The sequence below is a fragment of the Rhodococcus sp. Leaf225 genome (assembly GCF_001426145.1).
GTDB lineage: Bacteria > Actinomycetota > Actinomycetes > Mycobacteriales > Mycobacteriaceae > Rhodococcoides.
Window position 1 is genome coordinate 515,042 of the sequence record NZ_LMRN01000007.1, and the last position, 24,913, is coordinate 539,954.

The 24,913-nt window shown below is 69.2% G+C and carries 25 protein-coding genes; 10 read left to right on the forward strand and 15 right to left on the reverse strand.

What is annotated here, in order from left to right; translation table 11 throughout:
• Genes ASG69_RS02605 through ASG69_RS02615 form a run of 3 tightly spaced genes read left to right on the forward strand, consistent with a single transcriptional unit; the run spans position 1 to position 3,471 of the window.
• Positions 1–972 (forward strand): ABC transporter permease, encoded by a 972-nt coding sequence (locus ASG69_RS02605; RefSeq protein ID WP_056447215.1) that lies wholly within the window; start codon positions 1–3, stop codon positions 970–972.
• Positions 965–1,849 carry an ABC transporter permease gene (locus ASG69_RS02610; RefSeq protein ID WP_056447219.1) on the forward strand — a complete coding sequence of 295 codons (885 nt, stop codon included), beginning with the start codon at positions 965–967 and terminating at the stop codon, positions 1,847–1,849. Before ASG69_RS02605 ends, ASG69_RS02610 begins: the two co-directional genes overlap by 8 nt.
• On the forward strand, positions 1,846–3,471 hold the full coding sequence (locus ASG69_RS02615; protein ID WP_056447222.1) for a dipeptide ABC transporter ATP-binding protein: 1,626 nt from the start codon (positions 1,846–1,848) through the stop codon (positions 3,469–3,471). Before ASG69_RS02610 ends, ASG69_RS02615 begins: the two co-directional genes overlap by 4 nt.
• A gap of 185 nt (positions 3,472–3,656) precedes the next feature.
• On the opposite strand, the gene ASG69_RS02620 is transcribed toward ASG69_RS02615, so the two are convergent.
• Complete coding sequence (locus tag ASG69_RS02620) at positions 3,657–5,030, reverse strand: MFS transporter (protein WP_056447225.1); 1,374 nt, start codon at positions 5,028–5,030, stop codon at positions 3,657–3,659.
• An 80-nt stretch (positions 5,031–5,110) separates the two neighbouring features.
• Between ASG69_RS02620 and ASG69_RS02625 the strand changes: the two genes are divergently transcribed.
• From ASG69_RS02625 to msrA, 3 genes are all read left to right on the forward strand, one after another.
• Positions 5,111–5,626 carry a winged helix-turn-helix transcriptional regulator gene (locus ASG69_RS02625; protein ID WP_056447228.1) on the forward strand — a complete coding sequence of 172 codons (516 nt, stop codon included), beginning with the start codon at positions 5,111–5,113 and terminating at the stop codon, positions 5,624–5,626.
• A gap of 109 nt (positions 5,627–5,735) precedes the next feature.
• Positions 5,736–6,536 (forward strand): GAF and ANTAR domain-containing protein, encoded by an 801-nt coding sequence (locus ASG69_RS02630; RefSeq protein ID WP_235578816.1) that lies wholly within the window; start codon positions 5,736–5,738, stop codon positions 6,534–6,536.
• Positions 6,537–6,634: 98 nt separating this feature from the next.
• Complete coding sequence (msrA, locus tag ASG69_RS02635) at positions 6,635–7,171, forward strand: peptide-methionine (S)-S-oxide reductase MsrA (RefSeq protein WP_056447231.1); 537 nt, start codon at positions 6,635–6,637, stop codon at positions 7,169–7,171.
• A gap of 30 nt (positions 7,172–7,201) precedes the next feature.
• On the opposite strand, the gene ASG69_RS02640 is transcribed toward msrA, so the two are convergent.
• Positions 7,202–8,002 carry a HugZ family pyridoxamine 5'-phosphate oxidase gene (locus tag ASG69_RS02640; protein ID WP_056447234.1) on the reverse strand — a complete coding sequence of 267 codons (801 nt, stop codon included), beginning with the start codon at positions 8,000–8,002 and terminating at the stop codon, positions 7,202–7,204.
• A gap of 220 nt (positions 8,003–8,222) precedes the next feature.
• A complete protein-coding gene (locus ASG69_RS02645) occupies positions 8,223–8,951 on the reverse strand; it encodes a pirin family protein (protein WP_027504008.1) in 729 nt (242 codons plus the stop codon).
• Positions 8,952–9,036: 85 nt separating this feature from the next.
• Between ASG69_RS02645 and ASG69_RS02650 the strand changes: the two genes are divergently transcribed.
• On the forward strand, positions 9,037–9,843 hold the full coding sequence (locus ASG69_RS02650) for an SDR family NAD(P)-dependent oxidoreductase (protein WP_235578817.1): 807 nt from the start codon (positions 9,037–9,039) through the stop codon (positions 9,841–9,843).
• Here the strand turns inward: ASG69_RS02650 and ASG69_RS02655 are convergent.
• Positions 9,831–11,057, reverse strand: coding sequence for an MFS transporter (locus ASG69_RS02655; RefSeq protein ID WP_056447237.1), 1,227 nt, complete (start codon positions 11,055–11,057; stop codon positions 9,831–9,833). The genes ASG69_RS02650 and ASG69_RS02655 overlap by 13 nt on opposite strands.
• An 85-nt stretch (positions 11,058–11,142) precedes the next feature.
• Here ASG69_RS02655 and ASG69_RS02660 point away from each other — a divergent pair, with 85 nt between their 5' ends.
• The gene (locus ASG69_RS02660) at positions 11,143–12,051 is read left to right on the forward strand and encodes a LysR family transcriptional regulator (RefSeq protein WP_056447241.1); all 909 of its coding nucleotides are present in this window, start codon (positions 11,143–11,145) and stop codon (positions 12,049–12,051) included.
• 9 nt (positions 12,052–12,060) lie between these two features.
• Here the strand turns inward: ASG69_RS02660 and ASG69_RS02665 are convergent, their stop codons facing one another.
• From ASG69_RS02665 to ASG69_RS02690, 6 genes are all read right to left on the reverse strand, one after another.
• A complete protein-coding gene (locus tag ASG69_RS02665) occupies positions 12,061–12,843 on the reverse strand; it encodes a TauD/TfdA dioxygenase family protein (RefSeq protein WP_231476121.1) in 783 nt (260 codons plus the stop codon).
• On the reverse strand, positions 12,840–13,925 hold the full coding sequence (locus ASG69_RS02670) for an ATP-binding protein (protein ID WP_235578818.1): 1,086 nt from the start codon (positions 13,923–13,925) through the stop codon (positions 12,840–12,842). Before ASG69_RS02670 ends, ASG69_RS02665 begins: the two co-directional genes overlap by 4 nt.
• Complete coding sequence (locus ASG69_RS02675) at positions 13,918–15,210, reverse strand: ATP-grasp enzyme (RefSeq protein ID WP_056447245.1); 1,293 nt, start codon at positions 15,208–15,210, stop codon at positions 13,918–13,920. The genes ASG69_RS02670 and ASG69_RS02675 overlap by 8 nt, the downstream gene beginning before the upstream one ends.
• A complete protein-coding gene (locus ASG69_RS02680; protein ID WP_056447249.1) occupies positions 15,207–16,001 on the reverse strand; it encodes an O-methyltransferase in 795 nt (264 codons plus the stop codon). The genes ASG69_RS02675 and ASG69_RS02680 overlap by 4 nt, the downstream gene beginning before the upstream one ends.
• Positions 15,994–17,235: a sedoheptulose 7-phosphate cyclase gene (locus tag ASG69_RS02685; protein WP_027504001.1), complete on the reverse strand. Its 1,242-nt coding sequence runs from the start codon at positions 17,233–17,235 to the stop codon at positions 15,994–15,996. Before ASG69_RS02685 ends, ASG69_RS02680 begins: the two co-directional genes overlap by 8 nt.
• Before the next feature lie 103 nt (positions 17,236–17,338).
• Positions 17,339–18,010, reverse strand: coding sequence for an HAD-IA family hydrolase (locus ASG69_RS02690; protein WP_027504000.1), 672 nt, complete (start codon positions 18,008–18,010; stop codon positions 17,339–17,341).
• Between the two features lie 241 nt (positions 18,011–18,251).
• Here ASG69_RS02690 and ASG69_RS02695 point away from each other — a divergent pair, with 241 nt between their 5' ends.
• Positions 18,252–18,863, forward strand: a complete 612-nt coding sequence (locus ASG69_RS02695; RefSeq protein ID WP_156380414.1) for a TetR/AcrR family transcriptional regulator — start codon at positions 18,252–18,254, stop codon at positions 18,861–18,863.
• A 1-nt stretch (position 18,864) separates the two neighbouring features.
• Here the strand turns inward: ASG69_RS02695 and ASG69_RS02700 are convergent, their stop codons facing one another.
• The 5 genes from ASG69_RS02700 to ASG69_RS02720 all read right to left on the reverse strand — a co-directional run bounded on the left by ASG69_RS02700 (position 18,865) and on the right by ASG69_RS02720 (position 23,429).
• Positions 18,865–19,083 carry a hypothetical protein gene (locus ASG69_RS02700; RefSeq protein WP_156380415.1) on the reverse strand — a complete coding sequence of 73 codons (219 nt, stop codon included), beginning with the start codon at positions 19,081–19,083 and terminating at the stop codon, positions 18,865–18,867.
• A gap of 106 nt (positions 19,084–19,189) precedes the next feature.
• Positions 19,190–19,828: a TetR/AcrR family transcriptional regulator gene (locus ASG69_RS02705; RefSeq protein ID WP_051612942.1), complete on the reverse strand. Its 639-nt coding sequence runs from the start codon at positions 19,826–19,828 to the stop codon at positions 19,190–19,192.
• Between the two features lie 8 nt (positions 19,829–19,836).
• Positions 19,837–20,988 carry a GGDEF domain-containing protein gene (locus tag ASG69_RS02710; protein ID WP_056447258.1) on the reverse strand — a complete coding sequence of 384 codons (1,152 nt, stop codon included), beginning with the start codon at positions 20,986–20,988 and terminating at the stop codon, positions 19,837–19,839.
• A gap of 81 nt (positions 20,989–21,069) precedes the next feature.
• Positions 21,070–21,948, reverse strand: a complete 879-nt coding sequence (locus ASG69_RS02715) for an SDR family NAD(P)-dependent oxidoreductase (protein ID WP_235578819.1) — start codon at positions 21,946–21,948, stop codon at positions 21,070–21,072.
• Positions 21,945–23,429, reverse strand: a complete 1,485-nt coding sequence (locus tag ASG69_RS02720) for a flavin-containing monooxygenase (RefSeq protein WP_056447261.1) — start codon at positions 23,427–23,429, stop codon at positions 21,945–21,947. The genes ASG69_RS02715 and ASG69_RS02720 overlap by 4 nt, the downstream gene beginning before the upstream one ends.
• A 126-nt stretch (positions 23,430–23,555) precedes the next feature.
• Here ASG69_RS02720 and ASG69_RS02725 point away from each other — a divergent pair, with 126 nt between their 5' ends.
• Complete coding sequence (locus ASG69_RS02725) at positions 23,556–24,911, forward strand: NADH:flavin oxidoreductase/NADH oxidase family protein (protein ID WP_081821033.1); 1,356 nt, start codon at positions 23,556–23,558, stop codon at positions 24,909–24,911.
• The last annotated feature ends 2 nt before the right edge of the window (positions 24,912–24,913 follow it).

Consider the following 24,913-nt stretch of genomic DNA (forward strand, 5'->3'; position numbering starts at 1 on the left):
ATGCTTCGCTACCTCGGCCTGCGCGTCCTGCAGGCGATCGGTGTCCTGTGGGCCGCGTTCACCATCTCCTTCGTGGTGCTGTTCCTGCTGCCCTCCGATCCGGTGAGCATCGCGGTCGATTCCGGCGGCGGCAGTGGCACCCCGGTGGACGCGGCCGCGGTCGCCGAGCTGCAGGCCCGGTACGGACTGGACAAGCCTGTCCTCGAGCAGTACTGGACATCGCTCACCAGCGCGATCCGCGGTGACTTCGGCACGTCCATCTCCACGGGTCAGCCGGTGACCACCGCGATCCTGGACGCCGTTCCGAGCACCCTCGCCCTGGCCGGTCTCGCGCTGATGCTCGCCGTCGGTGTCGGTGGGGGGCTCGCCTTCCTCGCTACCTACACCCGCGCACGATGGTTGCGTACCGCGCTGCTCTCCCTCCCTCCGCTGGGCGTCGCGGTGCCGACGTTCTGGGTGGGACTCCTGCTCCTGCAGGTGTTCTCGTTCGGGCTGCCGATCTTCCCGGCGTTCGGCGACCGCGGGTTCGGATCGCTGGTGCTGCCGGCGATCACGCTGGCGGTACCGACCGGGGCCGTCATCGCGCAGGTGCTCGCGACCAGCCTGACCACGACGTGGCGGCAACCGTTCACCACCGCGGCCGAGGCGAAGGGTGCGTCCCGGTGGCGGATCCAGACTCGCCACGTGCTGCGCCTGGCCAGCGTGCCGGCGTTCACCATCGCCGGCGTCCTCGTCGGCGAACTGTTGGCCGGTTCGGTGGTCGTCGAGACCGTGTTCTCCCGGGCCGGCGTGGGCCGACTGACGCAGACATCGGTTCTCGCGCAGGACATCCCGGTGGTGCAGGGAATCGTGGTCCTCACGTCGCTGGTGTTCGTGGTCGTCACGCTGGCCGTGGACATCGTGTACCCCCTGATCGATCCCCGGATCGTCCAGCGCACCACCCGACCCACGAAGGAGCCGGCCCATGTCTGACGTCCTGGTACGAGAGACGGTCCACGCGAACGTCTCGCCCGAGCCGACGTCCCGTCGACGGCGAGTGACCCCGCGGGCCGTCGGCGGCAGGATCGGCGTGGCGGTGTCGGTGGCCGTCCTGATCGTCGCCGTCGGGTTCGCCGTCGTCCCGTCTCTGTTCGCCAGTGGGGATCCCTTGCGCGGCGTCCCGGCGGAGAAGTTGCAGGGACCCAGCGCCGCTCACTGGTTCGGCACCGACAACATCGGCCGCGACGTCTGGACCCGGGTCGTGCACGGCGCCGGGTTGTCGCTCAGCGCGACGCTGATGGCCGTGGCCATCGCGCTCGTGGCGGGATCGATTCTCGGCCTGATCGGAGGCGCTGTCGGCGGAACCGTCGACGCGGTGCTCATGCGTCTCGTCGACGTGCTGTTGTCCATCCCGACTCTGCTGCTGGCCCTGGCCCTGGTCACCGCTCTCGGTTTCGGAACCGTGAACGTCGCGATCGCGGTCGGTGTCACCCTCGTCGCGAGCTTCGCGCGCGTGATGCGGTCCGAGGTGCTGCGCGTAAGGCGGTCGCTGTACGTGGAGGCCGCCTTCGCGTCGGGTTCGCGGTGGCACACCGTGCTGTGGACCCACATTCTCCGGAACGCGTACCCACCCGTGATCGCCCTGGCGGCAGTGCAGTTCGGCATGGCCGTGCTCGCGGTGTCGTCGCTCAGTTTCCTCGGTTTCGGAGCGGTACCGCCCACACCGGAGTGGGGTTCGCTCGTGTCGGAGGGGCGCAACTTCCTCGCCACCTCCTGGTGGCTCACCACGCTGCCCGGTCTCGTCATCGTGGCGGTCGTGCTGTCGGCACACAGAGTCGGCCACGCGCTGGATCGGGGTGATCGAGCATGAGCAGCAGGAGTGGAGCCGGCGGAACGACCCGGACGAGCCTGCTCAGGGTCGACGGTCTGCGCGTGTCGTACGGGGCGACAGAGGCAGTGCGGGGTGTCGACTTCGAGATCGCGCGGGGTGAGGTGCTCGCCCTGGTCGGCGAGTCCGGCAGCGGCAAGACGACCACGGCCCAGGCGATCATCGGTCTCCTCGCCGGATCGGGCACCGTCACCGGGGGCACCGTCACGTTCGACGGTGAACGTGTCGACGACGCGGGACACCGTCGGTGGGAGAAGCTTCGCGGTGCGCACATCGGTCTGGTGCCGCAGGACCCGACCACGTCGCTCAATCCCGTGAAGCGAGTGGGGGAGCAGGTCGCAGAGGTGCTCCGCATCCACGGCCGGGCCGACCGGCGCAGCGCCGCGGCGGCCGTGCGGATACTCGACGAGGCGGGGATCGACAATCCGGAGCTCCGTGCTCGGCAGTATCCGCAAGACCTGTCCGGCGGGCAGCGTCAGCGCGTGCTCATCGGTGTCGCGCTGGCGTGCGAGCCGGAGCTGGTGATCGCCGACGAGCCGACCAGCGCTCTGGACGTGACCGTGCAGCGCCGCATTCTCGACCACCTCGCGGATCGGATCGCCGAGCACGGCACCTCGGTACTGCTGATCACGCACGACCTCGGGGTCGCGGCCGACCGCGCCGATCGGATCGCCGTCATGCGTGACGGTGAGATCGTCGAGATCGGGCCGGCGCGAGAGGTGTTGGAGAACCCGACCGCCGACTACACGAGAAGCCTGATCGCGTCCGCGCCGTCTCTGACGTCGGTACGGCTGCCGCGTGCGACGCGCGAGGCGCAGCCGGTCCTGTTGTCGCTGAGACACGTGTCCAAGTCGTTCCGCATCGGTCGTGGGCAGAACCTGACGGCGGTGGACGGGGTGTCGCTCGACGTCGAGCGCGGACGGACGGTGTCGATCGTCGGGGAGAGCGGCTCGGGAAAGTCCACCACCGCTCGCATCGCCCTACGGCTCGAGAACCCGTCGGCGGGGTCGGTCGTCTTCGACGGCGACGACATCACGTCCGCACGCGGCAGGGAGTTGCGCACCCTCAGGCGACGCTTCCAGATCGTGTATCAGAACCCGTACGCATCGCTGAATCCCGCACTGCGCGTGCGGGACATCGTGGCGGAACCGCTCGTCGCGTTCGGGCTCGGATCACGCTCCACGCGTCCCGCCCGGGTGGCCGAACTGCTCGAGCAGGTCGCCCTGGCGCCGGAGTACCTCGACAGGCGCCCCGCCGAGCTGTCCGGTGGGCAGCGCCAGCGGGTCGCCATCGCCCGCGCGCTGGCTCTCCACCCGGAGTTGCTCGTGCTCGACGAACCGGTGTCCGCACTGGACGTCTCGGTGCAGGCGCAGATTCTCGAACTCCTCACTCGGCTGCAGGACGAGCTGGATCTGAGCTATCTGTTCATCTCCCACGATCTCGCGGTCGTGCGGCAGATCAGCGACACGGTGCTGGTGATGCGCAACGGGCGAGTGGTCGAGTCCGGGTCGGCGGAGGACGTGTTCGATCGACCGCAGCACGAGTACACCAGGGAACTGCGCAACGCCGTTCCGGGAACGGGAGTCGACGCACGACCGTCGTGACCTTTCCGATCACGCCGAGCAGAAGTGTGTCTCCGCGCGCCGCGCGGCTCTAGCGTCGGGCCATGACCTGGAACTCGATCATCGATTCGATTCGTCACTGGGTGTCCGACTGGAGCGACGAGTCTGCCGCCGGCTGCGTCGAGGCCGCGGTGCGCACCTCGTTCTGAGGGCGCGCGACGACGCTGTCAGCGTGCGGCTCTCGGCCGTGTCGCCGCGACGACCGCGGCCCCCAGCGCGGTGATCGCCATGACGACGATCACGGCGTGGTTCCAGCCGTCGAACACCGCGGACGGCGCGGTGCCGGCCGACAGGACCACCACCGACACCACGGTCACGCCGATCGCCGAGCCGAGGTAGCGCGCGGTGTTGTTCGCCCCGCTTCCCATGGCGGCGCGCCCGGCTGGGACGCTCGCGACGGCCTCGCGGCCGAGGGCGGCGTTGACTATTCCTGTCGCGGCGCCGGCCAGGACGAGACCCGGCACGAGGCGCAGGGGCGACGACGTCTCGGACAGTCCGAGTAACAGCCCCGTCCCGACGGCGACACCGACGAGGCCCAGGGCCAGTTGCGTTCGGCCGGAGACGGACGCGGGTATGCGCCGTGCGAGCAGGGCGGTGATCACGCTCGTCGCCGACCAGCCGAAGAGCAGGAAGGCGCTGTGGAGTGCGTCCAGACCGAATGCGGCGCCGACGAATCCGGCCATGTACGACATCAGAGCGATCACCCCGGCTCCGGTGGCGAGTGCGGCGACGGTGGCGGCGAGGAAGGCGGGTTGGCGCAGCAGCGTGAGATCGAGCATGGGCGACGCGGTCCGGCGTTCGTGCAGAACGAAACCCGCGAGCAACAGCGCGGCCACGGCGAGCAGGACCAGGGGTAAGGATCGCGTCCACCCGGCACGGCCCTCGACGAGCGCGGCGAGGAGGGCCGACAGACCCCCGGACAGGGCGACCGCGCCGATCAGGTCCAGCCCGCGCGGTGTCTCCGTGCGGGATTCGGCGAGGAGGCGCCCTGCGACGACCGCGGCGACGAGTGTCAGCGCGGTGAGCAACCAGTACCCCTCGCGCCACGTGGCGAGACGATCCGAGGTCGCGGACAGCAGGGGCCCGAGGGTGATGCCCGCGCCGACGGCCGCGCCCCAGATGCCGCTGGCACGGGCGCGCAGCGGGCCGGGTTCGAAGGCGTGCGCGATGACGCCGAGACTCGACGCCAGCACCGCGCCCGCCCCGACGCCCTGGACCACGCGGGCGAGGACGAACACGAGCGTGGACGGCGCGGCCGCGCACACAGCGGACGCGAGGGCGAGGACGACGAGACCGAGAACGAAGGTGCGGCGACGGCCGATGTCGTCGGCGAGTGCGCCGGACACCAGCAACGCGGCACTGAGGCCGATGCTCATCGAGCTCAGGATCCAGGTTCTGCCCGACGCGTCGCTCCCGAGCGTCGCGGCGGTGCTGCCGATGGTCGCCAGGGGAAACGTGAACGCAGCCAGGGCGAGGAGGGTCCCGAACGCTGCGACGGGCAGGGGACGGGCGAGAGGTGGTGCGGATCGCTGCTGAGTCATGCCCGTCCTTCGGTTCGGTGAGCGAACCGTAACCCGCCGATATGGTTCGGTCAACAGACCGTTCGAGGTAGGCTCGGGCCATGGCGATGGGAACGGATTACGCCGCGCAGGACTGCTCGCTCGCTCGCGCCCTGGAGATCGTGGGGGAGCGGTGGACACTGCTCGTCGTGCGGGACTCCCTGTTCGGTGTACGCCGGTTCTCCGACTTCCAGCACCACCTCGGCATGTCGAAGGCAGTGCTGTCGCAGCGCCTGTCGGCCCTGGTGGACCACGGGTTGCTGAGCAGGGAACGTGTCGGTGGGCGTGAGGAATATCGTCCCACCGAGATCCTCGTCGACCTGTGGCCCGCGCTGCACGCGCTGACGGTGTGGGGTGAACGAGCAGTGCCCGCGCAGGACGGCCCCCGTCGGGTGTTCCGACACGAACCGTGCGGCGGTGAGCTCGACGATCACGGCAGCTGCCCGCAGTGCGGGACCGTGCCCGCTGCCGGTCGGGTCGTCATGTCGCCGGGGCCGGGTGTGACCGCGACCCCGCGGCCGAACACCGTGTCCCGCGCGCTCCGCGCACCTCGTCGGTTGCTCGAGCCGATCAGGTGACGGCGACACCCGGCGCGAGGTGAAGGGGGGCGGTCGCGCGACGGCCCCCGGGGCCTCGCTCTATTCTGGACCGGGTCGGAAACACAGGTCCGCGACACGGTCGGTTGTCATGGGCGTCGAGAGTGGGGAACACATGACGGTGCCGTACGGCGATCGCGGCGATCTCGTCCGCACCATCGACGAGGACACCTCCGTCGATCAGCAGGCGTCGGCGCTCGGCAAAATCGCCGAGATGGCCCGCACTCTCCGCGGAACCCGTCGATCGGTGGACGACACGCTGACAGCCCTGGTGCGGTCGGCCACGCAGCTCATGCCCGGCGTCGACCATGCGTGCGTCACCGTGATGACCGGTGCGCGGCGCACCATCCACGCCCGCACCGACGACGTCGCCGCCGATCTCTGCCGTGTGCAGTTCGAACTGGGTGAGGGGCCCACCGAGAACGAGATCTGGCAGATCGACACCGTCGTGGCCGAGAATCTCGGCAGCGAGCGGCGGTGGCCCTCCTTCGCCGCGGCCGCACGCGACAGGGGAATCGAGTCGATGGCGGCGTTCCGCCTCTACACCGATCCGTCGGCGCGTGATCTCGGCGTGTTACTGCTGTTCAGCAGGACTGCCGACACCTTCGACGCCGATGCTCAGATGGTCGGATCCGCGCTCGCCGCCCACGGCGCGGTGGCGCTGCTCAGTGCCCGCGACGACCAGAACTTCCGGGACGGCCTCGCGAGTCGCGACATCATCGGCCAGGCCAAGGGGATCCTCATGGAGCGATTCGACGTCGATGCCGTGCAGGCCTTCACGATGCTGGCCCACATCTCCCAGTCCGAGAACCGCCCGCTGCGGGAGGTCGCGCTGTCTCTGATCGAGGAGTCGCATCCCACGAGGTCCGTCGAGGTTCCGCCCGTCGCGTGACGGCCCGCCGGAACTGCCCGTCGGAACTGCCCGTCGGAACAACGCGGTGCGCGCGGACGTTGTCGGAACAGAGTGTTACTGCGACAAGAGGAGACACCATGGCGGACAGCACACAGGCAGGTTCCACGACCGAGACGGCCATCCTGGCGGGTGGATGCTTCTGGGGTGTCGAGGAACTGATCCGCAAGCAGCCGGGCGTGCTCTCCACGCGCGTCGGGTACTCGGGCGGAGACGTGCCGAACGCGACGTACCGGAACCACGGCACGCACGCCGAGGCGGTCGAGATCGTGTTCGACCCGACCCGGACGACCTACCGCGACATCCTGGAGTTCTTCTTCCAGATTCACGACCCGTCGACGAAGAACCGTCAGGGCAACGACCGCGGAGTGAGCTACCGCTCGGCGATCTTCTACACCTCCGACGAGCAGAAGCGCGTCGCGCTGGACACGATCGCCGACGTCGACGCGTCCGGTATCTGGCCCGGAAAGGTGGTCACCGAGGTCACCGCGGCGAGCGAGTTCTGGGAGGCCGAGCCCGAACATCAGGACTACCTGCAGCGGATCCCCAACGGATACACCTGCCACTGGGTCCGCCCCGACTGGAAGTTGCCGCGTCGGAACGCTGCGGTCAGCTGAGCCGTTCGACCATCGACGCCCGTCGTCCCCTCAGGGGCGGCGGGCGTTTCTCGTCAGCTCGATCGTCGCGGCACGGAGATCGTCGAGTGACGCCAACGGCGACGTGTAGCCGACTCGCGTGTAGGACACGCCTCTCGGTGTGGTGACCGTGATGTCGAGTCCGTAGCGGTCGGCGCCGGTGCACACAGCGGACGTCGCATCGGGGAATCCGCCGAATGCCGCGGTCATCGCGGTGAGTGCGTCCGCGTGGTCGGCGTTCAGGTGCTCCACCGCGGGCCCGCTCACCGGCCGTACCGGATCCGGCACGGCGGCTGCGTAGTCCGCCACCGTGGCCGAGTCCATGCGGCCGTAGCCGCCCACCCATCTGACTCGGTCCACCGACAGGATCCAGACGGTGAAGTCGCTGTAGTCGATGTAGTACCGCGCCGCCGGGACGGCCGCCAGGTGCGCCTCCCGCGCAGCCTCGACGTCCGAGCCCGACGGCCGAAGCACGGTGCCCGCCAGCGTGATACGTCCGCTCGCGAGCGGATCACTGTTCTCGCCCGGAGCGACGACGGACAGACTCACCCGTGGATCCGCCGCGAGATTGCGACCGTGCTCCGCCATGTGGGAGACAAAGAGCACGGGGTTCCCGCCCAGGAGCCCGTACGTCACGTACGACGCCCACGGATGTCCGTCGGCCGAGAGGCTCGCGAGCGTGGCCGTGTTGGTCGACGCGGCCACCGTGCGCGCCTCCTCCGCCGCGGACGGCCGGCGAGGGTGGGTGACGGGAGCGGTGGGCGTCGGCATCGACGGGGCGTCGCCGGGGTCGCCGTGATCGAGAGTGGCCATGGGCGAACACTACCGGCGCCCGGCGCCGACCGGTGGCGCCGGAATGCCCTAGCGGACGGGCGGTCGCAGCAGGAGGGCAGCGCCCGAACCGACACCGACCACCATGAACATCAGCAGCATGACGACGTTGGCCATCTCGTTCTCCGTCTTCCGGGCGGGTACGTCCACATCGCGACCCGTGTGGACAGTTCTCTACCCCCGGCCGTGTGACCGCAAACACTCACGCATGAGCGTGCATCTCCCACACCAGGATCTCGGCCGACGACGTCGTGTGGACGACATGTCCGCCGGTGTCGGTACCGCGGAGCGCGTCACCGGGACCGAGTGTTCCGATGCCGTCGATCTCGACGGTGCCGCGCGCGACGAAGAGGTGGAGGAACGGCGCGGTGGGGAGGGTGACGGGCGTGCCCGGCCGCAGCCGCGCCACGTGGAGCGCCGCCTTGCTCTGGCCCAGTCCGACGGCCGTGCCACCGCGGTCACGGTCGAGTCCCGACGCGACCGTGACCAGGCGGCCGGAGGCCAGTTCGCCTGCCGCCGCGTACTCCTCGTACCCGGGCGGCCGCCCGTTCTCGTCCGGCGGAAGCCACATCTGGACGACCCGCAGCGGTGTCCCGGCGGAATATCCGGCCCCGTTCCGCTCGGAGTGGACGACGCCGGAGCCCGCACTCATCCGCTGCGCCAACCCGGGCGTGATGGTCCCCTCGTTCCCGAGCGAGTCACGGTGCACCAGTGATCCGTCCAGCACCCAGGTCACGATCTCGACGTCGGCGTGCTGGTGGCTGTCGAATCCCTCGCCCGCGTCGACGGTGTCGTCGTTGTGGACGAGCAGCAACCCGTGCGCATTCGCGGCGAGATCGAAGTTGCCCGCCACGGGGAAGGACTGCCAGGAGTCCAGCCACTCGTTGCGCCAGTGGATTCGATCGGCAGCGGGTACGACGACGTCGGGCATGACACGCACAGTACCCGGGCACATCGACACTGCGACGCGATGTGATGACAGCTATCATCAGATGATGGTGGGACGACGGAGACCGTTGGCGGACCTCGCAGGCAAGGTGGTGGTGATCACCGGAGCCGGATCCGGCATGGGCCGCGCGTACGCGGCGGCCTACGCCGCACGCGGGGCGGTCCTCGCGCTCGGCGACATCGACGGCAACGCCCTCGCGGAGACGGTGACGAGCCTGCCCTCTGGCGGCACGGTGCTCACCGAGGTGTACGACGTGGCCGATCGCGACGCCGTCGCGGCCTTCGCCGCCCGCGTCGCCCGGGAGGTGGGCCCGGCGACCGTCGTCGTCAACAACGCCGGCATCGAGGGCGGTTTCCGGCCCGCCTGGCATCTCGACGACGCGTCCTACGACCGGGTGATGGCGGTCAATCTCGGTGGGGTGGTGCACGGGACGCGCGCCTTCCTGCCGCAGCTGATGTCGCGGCCGGCGGCTGCGCTGGTGAACGTGTCCTCCATCTTCGGACTGCAGGGGACGCCGAACCACACCGACTACTGCGCCAGCAAGTTCGCGGTGCGGGGATTCACCGAGGCCCTCGCGACCGAACTCGCCGGGTCCACCGTCTCGGTCCACCTGGTCCATCCGGGCGGCGTGGCGACCAACATCTCGCGGGCCGAGGGATCCCAGCAGTTCGCAGCGAAGTACTACGCCACCTCGCCCGAGGCGGTGGCCGAGCGCGTGGTGCGGGACGTCGAGTCCGGACGGATGCGCATCGTCACCGGACACCGGTCGCGCCAGGTCGCCTTCGGGGCCCGGTTCCTGCCGCTCCCGCTCATGGTCCGGCTCGTCCGTCGCGACATGAACGACATCCTGGACCCCGGCGACTACGCCGACTGAGCCTCGGCGCCGGGCGACCGCAGGACCAGTGCCCACAGAGCGGCGACGACGGCCAGTGCGATGACGAACGCGGCCATGGCCGACCAGCCGTAGGCCTGATACACGACGCCGCCCGTCCAGCCGACGATGCTCGAACCGCCGTAGTAGAAGAGGTTGTAGAGCGACGCCGCCTGAGCGCGACCGTCCGTCGCGCGATGCCCGGTCCATCCGGACGCGATGGCGTGCGCGGCGAAGAATCCCATCGTGAACACCACCAGGCCGAGGAGTACGACGATCAGCGTGTGCGCGATCGTCAGGGCGACCCCGGCGATCATGACGCCCGTCGACCCGGCGAGCACCGCGGAGCGTCCGAACCGGCCGGCCAGCTGTCCGGCGACGCGAGACGAGACGGTTCCGCTGAGATAGGCGATGAAGATGAGGCTGATCAGCGACTGGGGGAGTCCGAACGGGGCTGCCTCGAGGCGGAAGCCCAGATAGTTGTAGACGGTGACGAAACCGCCCATGAGCAGGAACGCCTGCCCGAACAGCGCGCGCATGCCGGGGTCCCGGAGGTGTGTGGTGACGCGTTTCCCCAGCCCCGGGCCGCCATCCCGCGCAGGGAGCGCGCGCCGCGGTGCGGGGGCGAGGCGCAGGAAGGCGATCGCGGCCACGGCGGCGATGATCGAGACCGTCAGTGTTCCGATGCGCCAGTTCGTGTACTCGGCGACGGGTCCGGCGACGATGCGGCCGAGCAGCCCGCCCAGCGTGGTGCCCGAGACGTAGGTGGCCGCGGCCACCGCGGTGTTCCGGCGGTGCACCTCCTCGCTGAGGTAGGCGATCGCGATGGCCGGCAGCCCGCCGAGGGCGGCGCCCTCCACGAACCGCACCGTCAGCAGCATCGGCAACGACGTGGAGAGCGGGACGACGAGGCCCAGGACGGTGGCCGTGACGATCGAGATGCTCATGGCACGCACCCGGCCGACGCGGTCGGCCACCACGGACCACGGCAGTACGGCGACCGCGACGCCGACCGTGGCGCAGCCCACCGCGAGCGAGGACTGCGACGGCGTGATCGAGAGGTTCGAGGCGATGAGCGGGAGGATGCCCTGGACGGAGTACAGCTGGGCGAAAGTGGCGACACCGGCGAGAAGCAGCCCGGCGACGAGCCTGCGGTACTCGCGGGACCCACGGGTGTGTCCGTCCCAGTCGGTGTCGGTCGCCTCGTCGATGGTCACGGGATCCGACGGTAGGCCGGACGCGACCTATTCGTCCAATGCATTGCATCTCGCACAATCATGATCGTGACGTATCGTTCGATTCATGCGTGAGGAAGCCGAGGCACTCCTGCCTCTGATCCCGACACTGCTCGCCGTGGCGGAGACCGAACACATCACCGAGGCGGCGCACGTCCTCGGCCTCCCGCAGCCGACGGTGAGCCGGCAACTCGCCCGCGCCTCGGCCGCGTTGGGAGTGGCGGTCGTCGAGCGTCGTGGTCGGGGCATCGCCCTCACGCCTGCGGGACGTGCACTGATGCCCTTCCTCGACCGGGCGGTCCGCGAACTCGAGGCCGGGCTCGACGCCATGACCGAGCAGGACGCCCGCACTCGTGGCCGCATCTCGGTCAGCTTCCAGAACACGGTGGGCGAGGGCGTGCTCCCGCTGCTCATCAAGCGCTTCCTCGCCGATCATCCCGCCGTCACGTTCACCCTCGACCAGGGCGCGCGGGCCCGGTGCCTCGACAGACTGGAGGACGGGAGCGCGGACCTCGCATTCGTGGCGCTCGGCACCGAACACGGCACCGACACGTCCTTCGGGCTGTACGACGAGAGGCTCGTGTTGGTCGTCCCGTCCGATCACCGACTGGCGGGCCGCCGATCGGTGGACCTCGTGGAAACGGCGGACGACCCGTACGTGGCGATGGAACACGGGTACGGCATGCGTTCTCTCTGCGAGACACTGTGGGCCGCTGCGGGAATGGCCCCGACCATCGCCTTCGAGGGGCAGGACATCCACACCGTGCGCGGGCTGGTCGGGGCGGGCCTCGGCGTCAGCGTCCTCCCTCGCACGACCACTCCCGCCGGCCCGCTGCCCACGGTCGACATCGCGGTGAACGACCCCGCGGCGCGGCGGCGCATCGGCGTGGTGTGGCCCGCACGCACCCTGCCGGCGCAGGCCCTCGCCTTCCGCGACGTGGTGGTGCGGCGAGGGGCCGCTGTCCTGGCGCGCTGACGATCGGCCTCAGGAGCGAGCGCGACCGTCGGTTGCCATCCCGCGGTGCATCACCCGGTCGCCCACCACTCCGCTGTGGTCGGCCCGGTGCATGACGCACCGGTTGTCCCACAAGACGACGTCGCCCGGCTGCCACGTGTGCCGGTGCACGTTGTCCTCGGCGGTGGAGTGGTCGTAGAGGAACCGGACGGTCTCGGCGGTCTCGTCGGGCGACATTCCGCTGATCGACGCGCATCGCGCGGGAGTCGACAGGTAGAGCGAGCGCCGTCCGCTGATCGGATGGGTCGTCACGAGCGGATGCACTGCGGACGACTCGGCATCGTCGGCGAGATCGAGACCGGTCACGACGTGCGTGAGCGTGCGGTCGACGAGCTCGTCGCGAAGGTCGTCGGGCAGTGTGTCCCACGCGCGGTACTGGTTGCTGAAGACGGTCTGTCCTCCCTCCGACGGCACGGTGACCGCACGGAGCGAGGTGTACGCCGGTGGGTGTGCCACATAGCTCGTGTCCACGTGGAAGGTGGAGCGCGGCGTCGTCGTCCGGCCGACATTGCTGATGACGTTGAGATCCGGGTGTCCGGGGACCGGTGTCTCGCCCTCGGTGAACACGAGGTCGCCGAACGCACGGAGGAACTCGGTGAAACGGTCGTCGTCGAGCGACTGCCCCCGGAAGACGACGACGCCGTGATCTGCTGCGAGGCGGCGTGTCTCGTCGATTCCCGCCGCGTCGAGGTCCTCCACCCGGACGTCCTCGACGTGTGCGCCGACGGGTTCGAGGGTGGTGTGTCGCATCATCGTGCTCCTTCGATCGAGAGTTCGCGCAGTCCTGCGGCGAACAGGTCCTCGAGACTGATTCCCGCGGCCGCAGCCATCACCGCGACCACGCTGCCCCGCGCGTAGGAGCAGTACAGGCCTGCCTCGAGAAACCACGGTCGACCGTCGGGGTCCACCCGGAAGTCGAAGAGGCTGTAGTGCCGACACCCCAGCGCTCGGTGGCACTCGAGGGCCACCGCGTGGATCCGCTCGGTGATCGGATCGTCCTCGGGGACGATCCACGCCTTCGTGGCGTTCTTGGCCACCAGGTACAGCGCCCCGTCCTCGTCGCGGGACAACTTGTCCTCGCGTGTGCGGATCGGACGATCGTCCGCGTCCACGGCGTACTCCTCGAGCGGCAGGCACACCGGTTCACCGTCCACCACGACGATGCCGCAGCGCACCTCACGTCCCAACTCGACGTAGCGCTCCACCAGCACCCGGCGGGAGAACCGCGCAGCGTCCGCGAACGCGTCGGTGTACTCGTCAGGAGTGCGCGCGAGCGACACCCCCACCGAGTTGTCGGAGTCCACCGGCTTGACGACCACCGGTAACGGGACGGGCGACCGCGTGCCTGACCGTGGTGCGTCCGGGGGCACGACGACGACGTGGCCCTCCGGCACCGGAACGCCCGCCGCAGCGACCACCGCTCGGGTCAGCGCCTTGTCCGCCGCGAGTGCCATCACGTCGGCGGTGTTGCCCAGCAGAGCGAGACCCACGACGTCGACCAGCGCCCGGTAGGACGTCATGCCGGGCAGGCAGAACATCTGCGGCACGACGACGTCGACACCCAGAGCCTCGATGTGACGCAGCGCGTCCGCGAGCGACAGAGGCGGAGCCGCCGCCACCGCGTCGTCGGTGAGATCGACCGGGAAGCGCCACGTGCGGTCGGGCGAGACCAGTGCGACGTGGAACTCGTACCGTGCGGGATCGGCGAGCGCGGACAGCGCGTCCGAGGCGTACACCCGCGACAGGTCCGAGTGGAACTCGTCCTCGGCGGACCCCGCGAGGTGCAGCACGGTCACCCGTGCGGTCGGGTGGACGAAAGCCGTGTCGTCAGTCACCGCCGGCCTCCACGAGTTTGCCGATGTTGAAGTCGATGCGGCTCCACGAGCGACCGGCGCGAAGGTTCGCCCAGATCAGCGACGGCATGTGGAGGTGGTGAAGCATGAAGTAGGGCAACGGATCCCACCGCGTGAACACCGCGTCCTTCCCGGTGGCGATGGTGCGTGCGCGGGCGAGGCGGCCAGGCTGGGTGAGCAGCCGCCAGATCTCGTGGTAGATCCAGTAGGTCGGCCGGGCGGACGGGAGCGGCGTGATGACGGGGTGCCCGTCGTCGAGGTACGCAGCCGCCACGTCCGGGTGATCGTGGAACATGGTGATGGCCGAATGCGTTCGCGGATTGCACTCGATGGCGTAGGCGTGGCCGTCCGCCGCCTCGATGAAGTCGAAGGACACCTGGCCCGTGAGCCCGAGCTCGCCGACGAAATGCTCCACCCACGACCGGATCTCGGGCTTGTCCACCATGGCGTAGTTGATCTGGAACGCCGACGACTCGCAGCACCCGTACACCTGCACGCGCCCGTTGCGGACAGTCGAGTGGGTGCAGTACTCCTGACCGGTGACGAACTCCTGCATGATCCACGGATCCTCGTCCGAGATGTCGAGCCCGGAGACGAACGCGGCATTCGCCGCGCGGTCCCGTCCCGTCAACGGCGTGAGGTCCATACGACCCACCGGGTTGTACGCGATGCGCTTGAGGATGTAGGTACGGCCGTCGGGGAAGTCGAAGTCCTCGACCTGCCGACGGTCGGTGACGAGGTGTGATTCCGGCACGCGCAGACCGAGCGACTCCGCGACCTTCGAGAACTGCACCTTGTCGTCGAGCATGCGCACGGTGGCCGAGTCGACGTGGACGACGTCGCACCGCCCGTCGAGCAGACGACCGACCTCGGCGTCCGGCACGCTGGACGCCGGACTCGACACCGGCACGAACACGTCCGCTCTCTCGCTCAGCACGATGTCGGCGATCGCGCGCGCATATCCGGGTTCCGACGCCTCGGGGACGGTGTGGAACACGTCCACCGCTCGAGAGAACCGATGCGCGGTGTACCGGTACTTGGCCGATTCGACCAGTACCACCCGGTGGCCGGCGCCGTGGAACGATCTCGCGAGTTGTAGCGCCTTGGTCATCTTGCCGCCGTTGATCACGACCGTCCTACGTTGTGCGGCAGGCGAACCGGGTGCCGTGCGCGGTCGGGCTAGCGCCGCCAGGACGGGCACGAGGTCGAGCGGGGCGGTGACGAGCGAGCCGACGAGGACCGCCACGGACCGGCCGACGCTCGTCACGACGCACTCGATCGACGGATGAGCGTCAGTCCGTCCCGCAGCGGGACCAGGACCTGCTCGACGCGGGAGTCCGCCGCCACGGCGCGATTGAACTCCGCGATGGCGGAACCGTTGTCCGACATGGCCGTACCGAGGTACGGCTCGGCCTGCAGGAGTGTGTTGTCGACGGCGACCACGGCGTCCGGCGTCAGCAGCTCGGAGTCGAGAAGCGCCGTCAGGTATCCGAGGTACCCGGCCTTGTCGGCGTCGATGAACACCAGGTCGAACCGGCGTCCCTCGTCGGCGAGACGGGTGAGGGACTCCGCCGCAGGACCGACGAGAATCTCGATCGCGTCACCTGCCGGCGACGCGTCGAAGCACTGTCGGGCGAACGCCGCGACGGGTTCGTCCAGTTCACAGGCGACGATGCTTCCGCCGGGTGGAAGTGCCTCGGCCATGGCGAGAGCCGAGTACCCCGTGAACATGCCGATCTCGAGGACCGACGTGGCGCGGGTCATCCGCACGAGGAAGTCGAGGAAACGTCCCTCGACGTGGCCGGACAGCATCTCCTGCTCGAGCGCGCTGCCGGACCATTCCGCGGATCGGGTGCGTGCGGCCAGATCCGCGAGAGCGGGTGATTCCGGGGTGGTGCACTCGTCCAGGTACGGGTCGAGGCCCGCGATCACGTCACGCGCACGCCGAGCGCGGCCGAGAACGGCTGCCGGGACCCCGAGGTCGTCGAGGTCCCGGCACAGCTCCGTCAGCTCGGCCGCGGCGATGGTGCTCGGTGTGACCGGCCGGGCATCACTCATCGTGGGACGAACCGACCGCGACCTCCGGTTGCGGCGCGGTGAACATGTCCACGCCGTCGCCGTCGCGGTCGTGCTCGAGGCAGATCTTCTTGTGCAAGGTGAGCGTGTCCGACAGCTCGTCGACGGTCACGTCGTTCAGGAATTCGCAGGACCCGATGGGCGCCGGCACCGCCGCGCGGAGAATCCCGTCTCGGGTCTTGAGGATGGACGACGTGGCCTCGGCGAGCAGGTCGGCCGTCAGGTACGAGCTGTCGAGCGCGAGCCCGATCCCGCTCATGACGCCGAGCACGCGGTCGCGGTCGTCGGCCGTGATGTGGCCGCGCTGCTCCGCGAGGGTGGTGGACAGCGCCATGTCGATGTTGATGGCGTGTCCGTGGAAGAACGGCGCGGGCGGGGTGAGCTCGAGCGTCGGACTCCAGGTGTGGCCGAAAGCGATCACGCGATCGAGGTCGATCTCGTGGAGGTTGGGCGCTTCCAGGTCCAGCATGGTCGCGATGGCCTTGTAGGTGAGGCGGTCGGCGATCTCGCGCAGTTCCGCGGTGCCGTCGAGGTGACCGAAACGCGTCGCGAGCAGCTCCGGGCCGTGCTTCTCGAGCATCTCGAAGATCTCGAGATTGCCCACGACGGAGATCTTGATGAGTTCCGCCATGCCGTTGCGGACCTGGTCCTCCGGCAGGGTGCCCAGGAAACTGAAGTCCAGCAACACCTTCTGCGAGGCGTGGTACGCGCCCAGACGGTTCTTGTGCTTGCCGTAGTTGACGGCGACCTTGATGCTGACGCTGGCGTCGATGAGACCGATCAGCGTCGTGGGGATGCGGATGTACGGCGTGTTCCGGCGGTAGCTGGCGCACGCGAAGCCGGCGACGTCCGTCGTGAGTCCGCCGCCGACGACCAGGACGGGCTCGGTGCGCACCAGGCCGAAGCGATCGAACTCGCCCACGATCCGCTCGAAGGTCTCGATCGACTTCGCCGTCTCGCGGATCTGCACCGGGACGATGGTCAGCGCGATGTCGTGATGGCGGAAATAGGTGTGGATCGCGTCGCCGTACAGCGCGAGGACGCTGTCGTCCACCACCATCAGGCAGCGGCCGTACGGCCGGTAGCTGTCCGCGAGCTCGGTGTTCGCGGTGTCGAAGACGCCGTCGACGTACACGAGGTCGTACTCGATCTTCTCGTATCCCTCGACGTGGAAGGTGCGATCGTCTGCGGTGACACGTGCCTGGAGGTTGCTCACTACTTCTCTCCCGAGGAAAACGGTTCGCGAGCATCGCGCTCGACGGGTGAACCGGGGTTGGCGTGGATGTGACTCGACAGGGTGTGGAGTCGACCGGTGAAGGTCACTGTCGAGCCGTCACCAGAGATTCGATGCGAGCGGGGTCGAGGGATTCGACCGTCTCCGATGCCGAGGAGAAGTCGCTGCCGGCCGTGTTCTCGTTCGGGAACGCGACGCAGGTGATGTCGGCTGCGGCTGCGGCGGCCACACCACCGGCGTTGTCCTCGATCGCGACGCAGGCGGAGGGCTGTTCGCCCAGCTTGTCGAGGGCGAAGGCGTAGGACGCGGGGTCGGGCTTGCCCTGCTCGACGTCGTCCGCGTCGACGAGGACGTCGAAGGAGTCGCGAGTGACCTCGGGGGACAGCGCCTCGAGCACGGCGTCGACGTTCTCCTTCGACGTGGTCGTGACGAAGCCGAGCTTGGCGCCCGACTTCTTCGCCGCGGCGATGGTGTCCACGACGCCGGGTCGCGGGCTCACACCGGCCGAGGAGAGGAGGGACCGGAAGATCTCCGACTTGGTCGCGTGCACCGCGGAGGCGTCGACCTCGACGCCCTCGGACGCCGCGAAGTCCTCGATCCGGTTCGCGCCGCCGTTGGACCCGAGCATGGACCGGTAATCGTCGCGTGACCAGTTCCAGTCGAGCCCGTGCGAGGAGAACGCCTCGTTGAAGGCGCGTCGCTGGAGCTCGGACGTGTCGGCGAGAGTGCTGATGGAGCCGAAGAGGATGGCAGACATCGGTGTCCTTCCGTGGACCGGCCCGACGCTGTGCTGCGCCGTGGCCCGAGGCGACGGATGACCCGTCGCGAATGATGGTGGGGGAGTTCGCGGTCGAAATGCCGTGCAAAAATCTGGGACAACAGTACAGTAATGAACATTTCGTTCAATAGGTCTGTACCCGAAACTCGCGTAACTTCAACCCTCGAACTTCGATGCCCGCAATTGGAAGCACTGGCTGAACGAGGAGGTGAGTGACGCGATGAGTGATACCCCGTCGGACGAGAATGGAATCGGAATCGAGCCCGACGCCGTGGCAGAGGACGCCCGCGTCGCTCGCACTCGCGCGGACGTCTCGCGCGCCGCGCTCGAGGTGCTGACAGGCGAGGGGTGGGAGGCGGTGACCCACGCGCACGTCGCACGGGTGGCCGGTTACTCCAAGACCACGCTGTACACGCACTGGCCGTCCCGTTCCGACCTGCTCACCATGGCTCTCGAGGCGATCGGCGACATGCCGCATCACGACCTGGTCGGCGACGTCCGCACGGACCTGATCGGTGAGCTGCGGATGCTCCGTGACGCCATCGCCACCCAGCGCCTCGATCGCGTGCTCATGGCCATGGCGCAGTGGGGGGCCACCGTCGCCGAGATCGGCCGGGTGCGCCGCCGCATCGTCGACGACGGCGAGAAGCACACTCGGCAGATGCTCGGTGCGGTGATCCAGGGCCCGGAGCTCGAGGCGGCGGTGTCCATGCTGTCCGGCTCCGTGGTCTGCCCGACGCTGATGTACGGGACGCTGCCCGACGACGCCACCATCGAGGCCGCCGTCGACATCCTCCTTCGGGGCATCGAACTTCGGGGCAACGAACGCTGACTCAGCGGCTGCTGTGCACCAGGTCGGCCAGGGACTGCCGCGACTGCGCGGACTCGGCCAGTGCCGCCGTCAGTTCCTCCCATGCGCGCTGGACGCGGAGTTCGTCGTGGGCGAGACGTGCGCGGGCGCGAGCCACGCGCCGGTGCTCGGCGTCGCGGGTGAAGGTCGCGTGTTCCTGCCGTCGGACGAGCAGGAACACGTCGGTATCGGTGGGATACATGCGTGCGTCCTCGAGTCGTGGTCGGTTCGATGTCGGCCGGCCTCCGGCCTTCCCGGTGGTCGGTTCGCACCACTGAAACACCCGAGGGGGGACCGCGTCGACCGAATTACTCGGGCTCGGCCGCACCGACCACCGCGGCGAGGAACCGGGCGGTCCCGTGAACGAGATCGGTTCTGTCCGCTCGGTATCCGTCCATGAGCCAGGTCATGGCGGTGTGGCTGATGCCGCCGACAGCGGCGGTGGCCAACCTGTCGAGGGAACTACCGACGGCAATGTCCGGCGTGTGGCGACCGAGGAGCCCCACCATCAGCTCACCGAATCCGTGCATCGTGTCGAGATACGTGCGGTCCACCCGTGGGCTCACCCCCAGCACCTCGAGCCACACGATCCGTGCGAGCTCACGGTCCTCCACGGCGCGGAAGAAGCCGTCGAGGCCGTGACGCGAGAGCGTCAGCGGGTCCGTCCCGGCGGGCAGGTCGTCGACCGCCGCCGTGGTGGATCGGGTCAGTGTGGCGATGCACTCGCGGTACACCTCGACCAGGAGGTCCTCGAGAGTGGGGAACAGCTCGTAGAAGTAGCGATCGGCGACGTGCGCGTCACGACAGATGCCGCGCACCGTCGACGCTCGGAAACCCACCGATCCGAAGGACGCGCGCCCCGCGTCGAGCAGTTGGCGCCGGCGACGAGCCGTGCGCTCCTCGGCGCTCTCCCCGCCGTAGGTACGTGCGGGCGATGGATCGGTCACGCCACCATTCAACCGGTCGACGCGAGACCGCGCGCCGTTCCCCCGTCCACGGCGACGCAGTGCCCACCCGATCGCTTGGCCCGGTACATCGCGGTGTCGCCCCGATCGACGAGTTCGGTGAGTGTGGCCGACAGGCGCCGGCGATCGTGCAGCAGGGTGGTCGTGCTCGCCATCGCGAGCCCGACACTCGCGGTGACCGCCGGCCCCGGGATCCTCTCCGCCACCGCGTCGCGGACGGCGCGGGCGGCCCGCAACGCCGCGAGTGCGTCGTCGTACAGATCGAAGACGAGGAACTCCTCGCCGCCGTGGCGTGTGACCACGGCGGCGGATCCGGCCGCGCGCACCAGGCTCTGTCCGACGCGCACCAGCACCTCGTCGCCGACGTTGTGCCCGAATTCGTCGTTGATCGCCTTGAACTTGTCGAGGTCGAGCACGATCACGGCGGCCACCGGGTGGGCAGCGGCGGCGCGGGTGGTCGTGGAACGCATGTCGTCGGCGAGAAGCATCAGTCGCGACTCGAGCCCCCGGCGGTTGCTGAGGCCGGTGAGCGGATCGGTCAACGACTTGTCCGCGTCGACGCGGATGAGATGGACACCCAGTTCGATCACGATGGGGACCACCACGCCGACGACGGTCAGCATGATCGCCTTGGCGGCGGCGATCGCCAGGTCGTACTCGGGGTCGAGCGCGACCTTGACGGCGAGCACCGCGATGGTGAATGCGCACCACACGACGTGCGCGAGTAACACCCGTGGCCCCAGCAGGAAGGTCGCGTAGGTCCCGAGGAGCACCAGCAGACCGGCACCGCTCAAGCCGGCGAGCGAGCTCGAGTCGAGGAAGCAGACCACGGCGATGGCGACATCGGCGTAGGCGAAGAAGACGACCGATTCGCGGAAGGACGGCCAGTGCGCCACGTTCCAGCGCACGGCCCAGCCGATTCCACCCACGATGGTGACGACGACGACGGCTCGATCCGCGAGACCCTGGGCTCCGGACGGCGATCCGAGCGACAGGACAGCGATGGCCGTGACGACGAGGGTGAGGCAGGAGATCAGGCCGCGCATCCATCGCGCGAGGCCGCGCGACTCCACGAAGAGCCGCAACTGCTGCGTGTCACGCTGGGCGGACCAGCATTCCCGGAGCAGGGCGGCGAGCATCATGCATCGGAACGATACCCGTGATAACAGACACTGTCGGTACTAATCACCAGTGTGCGGGTCACAAACGGGGAAATAGCCGAATTAGGGCCGGCGGCGTTCGAGCCGCGCGACGAGCGTCCGGATCGTCCGGTCCTTCTCCAGTACGACATCGGACAGCGGGTTCGCGATCCCGCGCATCGCCGAATAGGCCCGCCACCGTCCCGGAAGCTGGATCCGTGCTGCTCGTCGCTCGATACCGTCCACCGCTCCCGCCGCGAGAGCCTCGGGGGAGATGGGCGTGAGAAGGGGTGCGGGGAAGGCTCGCGCCACCAGAGCGGTCGCGATGTCGTCGGCGCCGAAGGCCACGTCCGCGATGGGGGTCGCGACCCACCCCGGGTACAGGACTCCCGCGGTCGCGCCCGTGTGAGCGAGCTCGGCACGCAGGGCGCGACCGATCTGCTCCACCGCGGCCTTGGTCGCGGCGTACGGAGCGTTCGCCAGGCCGTTGAGATAGGCGTAGGTCGACGACGTGATCAGCACGTGGCCGCGGGCGGCGACGATGTCCGGCAGTGTCGCCCGGATCGTGTTCCACACGCCGTTCAGGTTGACCGAGACGACACGCTCGAAGACCCCGTCGGGAACGGTCGCCACGGTGTACGCGGTGTCGCCGCTCGAGATGCCCGCGTTGGCGTGCACCACGTCGATCCCGCCGAACCGGTCGTGGACAGAGGCGACGGCCGCACGGAGTTCGTCGGGAGACGTCACGTCCACGCGGAGGGCGATCGCCCGGTCGCCCAGGGCACGAGCGACGTCGTCGACGGACGGAGCGACGTCGAGCAGCGCGACCGCGGCGCCGCGGGAGACGAGTTCGCGTGCGACGGCGGATCCGATGCCGCCGCCGGCCCCCGTCACGACGGCCACGCGCCCGTCGAGGCGGAGCCGCGGGGATCTCCGGAACATGCCCGGGGTGCCGGAGGTCATGACGCTGCCACTCTCTCGGTGTCGGTCGACGCGGGCCGCAGGACGTGGTCGTCGTCCCGGAACGAGCCGGCCAGTCTGCGGTAGGTGAAGCTGAAGCCGGGGAACATGGCGATCACGCGTCCGGACGCGGACTTGTACCAGCTCGTGCAGCCACCGTTCTGCCACACCGTGCGTGTCATCTCGTCGTGGATCATCGCGGTGTAGCGCTCCTCGGCGGCGCGGGTGACCTCCACCGTGCGCGACGACGTCCGCCGAGCGTGCTCGATGGCCGACATGATGTACCGCATCTGGGCCTCGATGACGAAGATGGCGCTCGTGTGGCCGATCCCGGTGTTCGGCCCGGTGACGATGAACAGGTTCGGGAAGTCGGGGACGGTCGTGCCCAGATAGGCCCTCGGGTAGTCGGACCACACGTCGCGGAGCGCGCTGCCGTTCCGGCCGATGACCGGGTAGGAGATGACGCCGTCGGTGGCGTCGTATCCGGTGGACCACACGATCACGTCGAGGGGGATCTCGCGCCCCGTCGCGGTGGTGATGCCGGTGGGGGTGACTTCGGCGATGCCATCGTCACGGTCGTGGAGCGTCGTGTTCGCGGAGCTGATGGCGGGATACAGCGTGTTGGACAGGATGATCCGCTTGCACCCGATCGTGTAGTCCGGTGTCAGCCTGGCCCGGAGATCGGGGTCCGCCACCTGGTTGCGGAGCAGATTCCGTGCGTGACGCTCGGCGAACAGCCAGAGGCCGACCTTCGAGTACTTGAAGCCGATGATCCGGGCCTCGAGCTTCCAGTAGATGGCCGCGCGCAGTGCTCGACGCACGAAGCCCACCCGCAGGGCACGGCGTTCCCAGGGTCGAAACTTCCGATCGGGTCGGGGCATCACCCAGTGCGGGGACCGCTGGAAGACGTGGAGCTCGCCCACCTCGGGCTGAACGGCCGGGATGATCTGCGCCGCGCTCGCACCACTGCCGACGATGGCGACACGCGCGCCGGCGAGGGGGACGTCGTGGTTCCACGCGTTGGTGTGGAACTGGGCGCCCGCGAAACTCTCGCGACCCGGGAAGGGCGGAACGACAGGCGTGCTGAGCGGCCCGGTCGCGTTGACCACGAACTGCGCACGATAGTCACCCGCTGTGGTCGTGACGTGCCAGGAGTCGGCGACCCACTCGATGCGCTTCACCTCGGCGCCGAGCACGGTGAGATCCCCGAGACCGTGCTTGTCCACGACGTGGCGGGTGTAGTCCTCGAGCTCGCTCTGCACCGCGAACATCTGCGACCAGTCGTACGGCTCGGACGCGATCGAGTAGAGCGGGCTCTGCACGTCGACGGCCGCTCCGGGGTAGGAGTTCTGCCGCCAGGTTCCGCCGGCGAACTCGCGTCGTTCCAGGACGACGATGTCGTCGATGCCGCGACGCAGCAGTTCGATGGCGGCGCACTGCCCACCGAACCCGCTGCCGATGATGACGACCGTGACGCTGCGCATCGCGCTCCCGAGTGGTGGGGCGCCCGTTCACGGACACCGCGGCAAGTGATGACAGCTATCATCACACCACATCTGGTGTACTCCGGGGAACGGATCCACCCACCCATTCACCCGACGAGGGGTTCCATGCCTGACGTGTCGCTGTCCGCACCGCTGACGTTGCCCAACGGACAGGTCCTGCCGAACCGGATCATGAAGTCCGCGCTCAGCGAAGCGCTGGGTACCCGTGACAACGCCCCGGACGAGAGACTGTCGCGTCTCTACCGCCGCTGGGGCGATGGTGGCTACGGGCTCCTCGTCACCGGGAACGTCATGGTCGACCACCGGCATCTGGGCGAGCCCGGCAACGTCGCGGTCGCGGACGGACGCGACCTGGACGCCCTCTCCCGCTGGGCGAAGACGGCGCAGGACGGTGGCAGTCCGATCTGGATGCAGATCAACCACCCCGGCCGTCAGGGCAACCCGGTGACGACGGTCGGCGGCACCCTGGCGCCGTCCGCGGTGGGCCTGGACATCCCCGGGATCCCGGCGCCCCGCGCGGCCAGCGGCGCGGAGATCGAGGACATCCTGTCGCGGTTCGCGACGACGGCCGCGGTGGCCGAGGAGGCGGGGTTCGACGGAGTGCAGATCCACGCCGCCCACGGTTATCTCGTCAGCCAGTTCCTCTCGCCCCTGACGAACCTGCGGACCGACGAGTGGGGCGGCGACATCGAGGGCCGCGCGCGTTTCCTGCTCGAGGTGGTGCGACGAGTACGGGCCGCCGTCTCCCCGGGCTTCGCCGTCGGCATCAAACTCAACTCGGCCGACTTCCAGCGCGGCGGTTTCAGCGAGGACGAGTCCCGTGAGGTGGTCTCGATGATCGGTGATCTGCCGGTCGATCTCATCGAGATCAGCGGCGGCAGCTACGAGTCGCCCGCGATGATGGGCACCGCGGTGTCGGCCAGTACGGCGTCGCGCGAGGCGTACTTCCTCGACTACGCCGTCACGGTGCGCGACCTCGCTCCCCACATCCCGCTCGCCGTGACCGGTGGGTTCCGCACGCGCGACGGAATGTCGGACGCGGTGCGGTCCGGTGCGTGTCAGATGGTGGGACTCGGCCGCCCGACCGCCGTCCTGCCCGGAGCGGCACGGGACGTTCTCGACGGCACCGTCAGCGTACTGCCCAGCCCGTCCATCTCCGTTCCGGTGCCGGCCCGCTTCGCGACCCACCGCTCGGTCCGGTCGCTGGGGGGACTGCTCGATCTGCAGTGGCACACCGATCAGTTGCATCTGATGGGAGCCGGCAAGGATCCGGATCCGGCTCGGCCCGTGGCGAAGACGATGCTGTCGTCGGTGCAGCGCAACGGGATCGACGCTTTCACCGCGGCGCGGCGAGGATCCGGTGGCGGTGCGAGCTCCCCCGTGGGGACGGTGTTCGCGCTCGCACGCCATCGGATCCTCGATCCCGCCGTCCGGCTCGTTCGGTCACGCACCGGACGCTGATC

Bases quoted from the DNA above. Each gene is read 5' to 3' on its own strand.
- ASG69_RS02640 (WP_056447234.1), bottom strand. From the start codon at position 8,002: ATGGCCACTCTCGATCACGGCGACCCCGGCGACGCCCCGTCGATGCCG.
- ASG69_RS02710 (WP_056447258.1), bottom strand. From the start codon at position 20,988: ATGATGCTCGCCGCCCTGCTCCGGGAATGCTGGTCCGCCCAGCGTGAC.
- msrA (WP_056447231.1), top strand. From the start codon at position 6,635: ATGGCGGACAGCACACAGGCAGGTTCCACGACCGAGACGGCCATCCTG.
- ASG69_RS02680 (WP_056447249.1), bottom strand. From the start codon at position 16,001: ATGAGTGATGCCCGGCCGGTCACACCGAGCACCATCGCCGCGGCCGAG.
- ASG69_RS02715 (WP_235578819.1), bottom strand. From the start codon at position 21,948: ATGACCTCCGGCACCCCGGGCATGTTCCGGAGATCCCCGCGGCTCCGC.
- ASG69_RS02725 (WP_081821033.1), top strand. From the start codon at position 23,556: ATGCCTGACGTGTCGCTGTCCGCACCGCTGACGTTGCCCAACGGACAG.
- ASG69_RS02630 (WP_235578816.1), top strand. From the start codon at position 5,736: ATGGGCGTCGAGAGTGGGGAACACATGACGGTGCCGTACGGCGATCGC.
- ASG69_RS02665 (WP_231476121.1), bottom strand. From the start codon at position 12,843: ATGATGCGACACACCACCCTCGAACCCGTCGGCGCACACGTCGAGGAC.
- ASG69_RS02625 (WP_056447228.1), top strand. From the start codon at position 5,111: ATGGCGATGGGAACGGATTACGCCGCGCAGGACTGCTCGCTCGCTCGC.
- ASG69_RS02605 (WP_056447215.1), top strand. From the start codon at position 1: ATGCTTCGCTACCTCGGCCTGCGCGTCCTGCAGGCGATCGGTGTCCTG.
- ASG69_RS02660 (WP_056447241.1), top strand. From the start codon at position 11,143: ATGCGTGAGGAAGCCGAGGCACTCCTGCCTCTGATCCCGACACTGCTC.
- ASG69_RS02690 (WP_027504000.1), bottom strand. From the start codon at position 18,010: ATGTCTGCCATCCTCTTCGGCTCCATCAGCACTCTCGCCGACACGTCC.
- ASG69_RS02695 (WP_156380414.1), top strand. From the start codon at position 18,252: ATGAGTGATACCCCGTCGGACGAGAATGGAATCGGAATCGAGCCCGAC.
- ASG69_RS02615 (WP_056447222.1), top strand. From the start codon at position 1,846: ATGAGCAGCAGGAGTGGAGCCGGCGGAACGACCCGGACGAGCCTGCTC.
- ASG69_RS02700 (WP_156380415.1), bottom strand. From the start codon at position 19,083: ATGTATCCCACCGATACCGACGTGTTCCTGCTCGTCCGACGGCAGGAA.
- ASG69_RS02645 (WP_027504008.1), bottom strand. From the start codon at position 8,951: ATGCCCGACGTCGTCGTACCCGCTGCCGATCGAATCCACTGGCGCAAC.
- ASG69_RS02620 (WP_056447225.1), bottom strand. From the start codon at position 5,030: ATGACTCAGCAGCGATCCGCACCACCTCTCGCCCGTCCCCTGCCCGTC.
- ASG69_RS02720 (WP_056447261.1), bottom strand. From the start codon at position 23,429: ATGCGCAGCGTCACGGTCGTCATCATCGGCAGCGGGTTCGGTGGGCAG.
- ASG69_RS02610 (WP_056447219.1), top strand. From the start codon at position 965: ATGTCTGACGTCCTGGTACGAGAGACGGTCCACGCGAACGTCTCGCCC.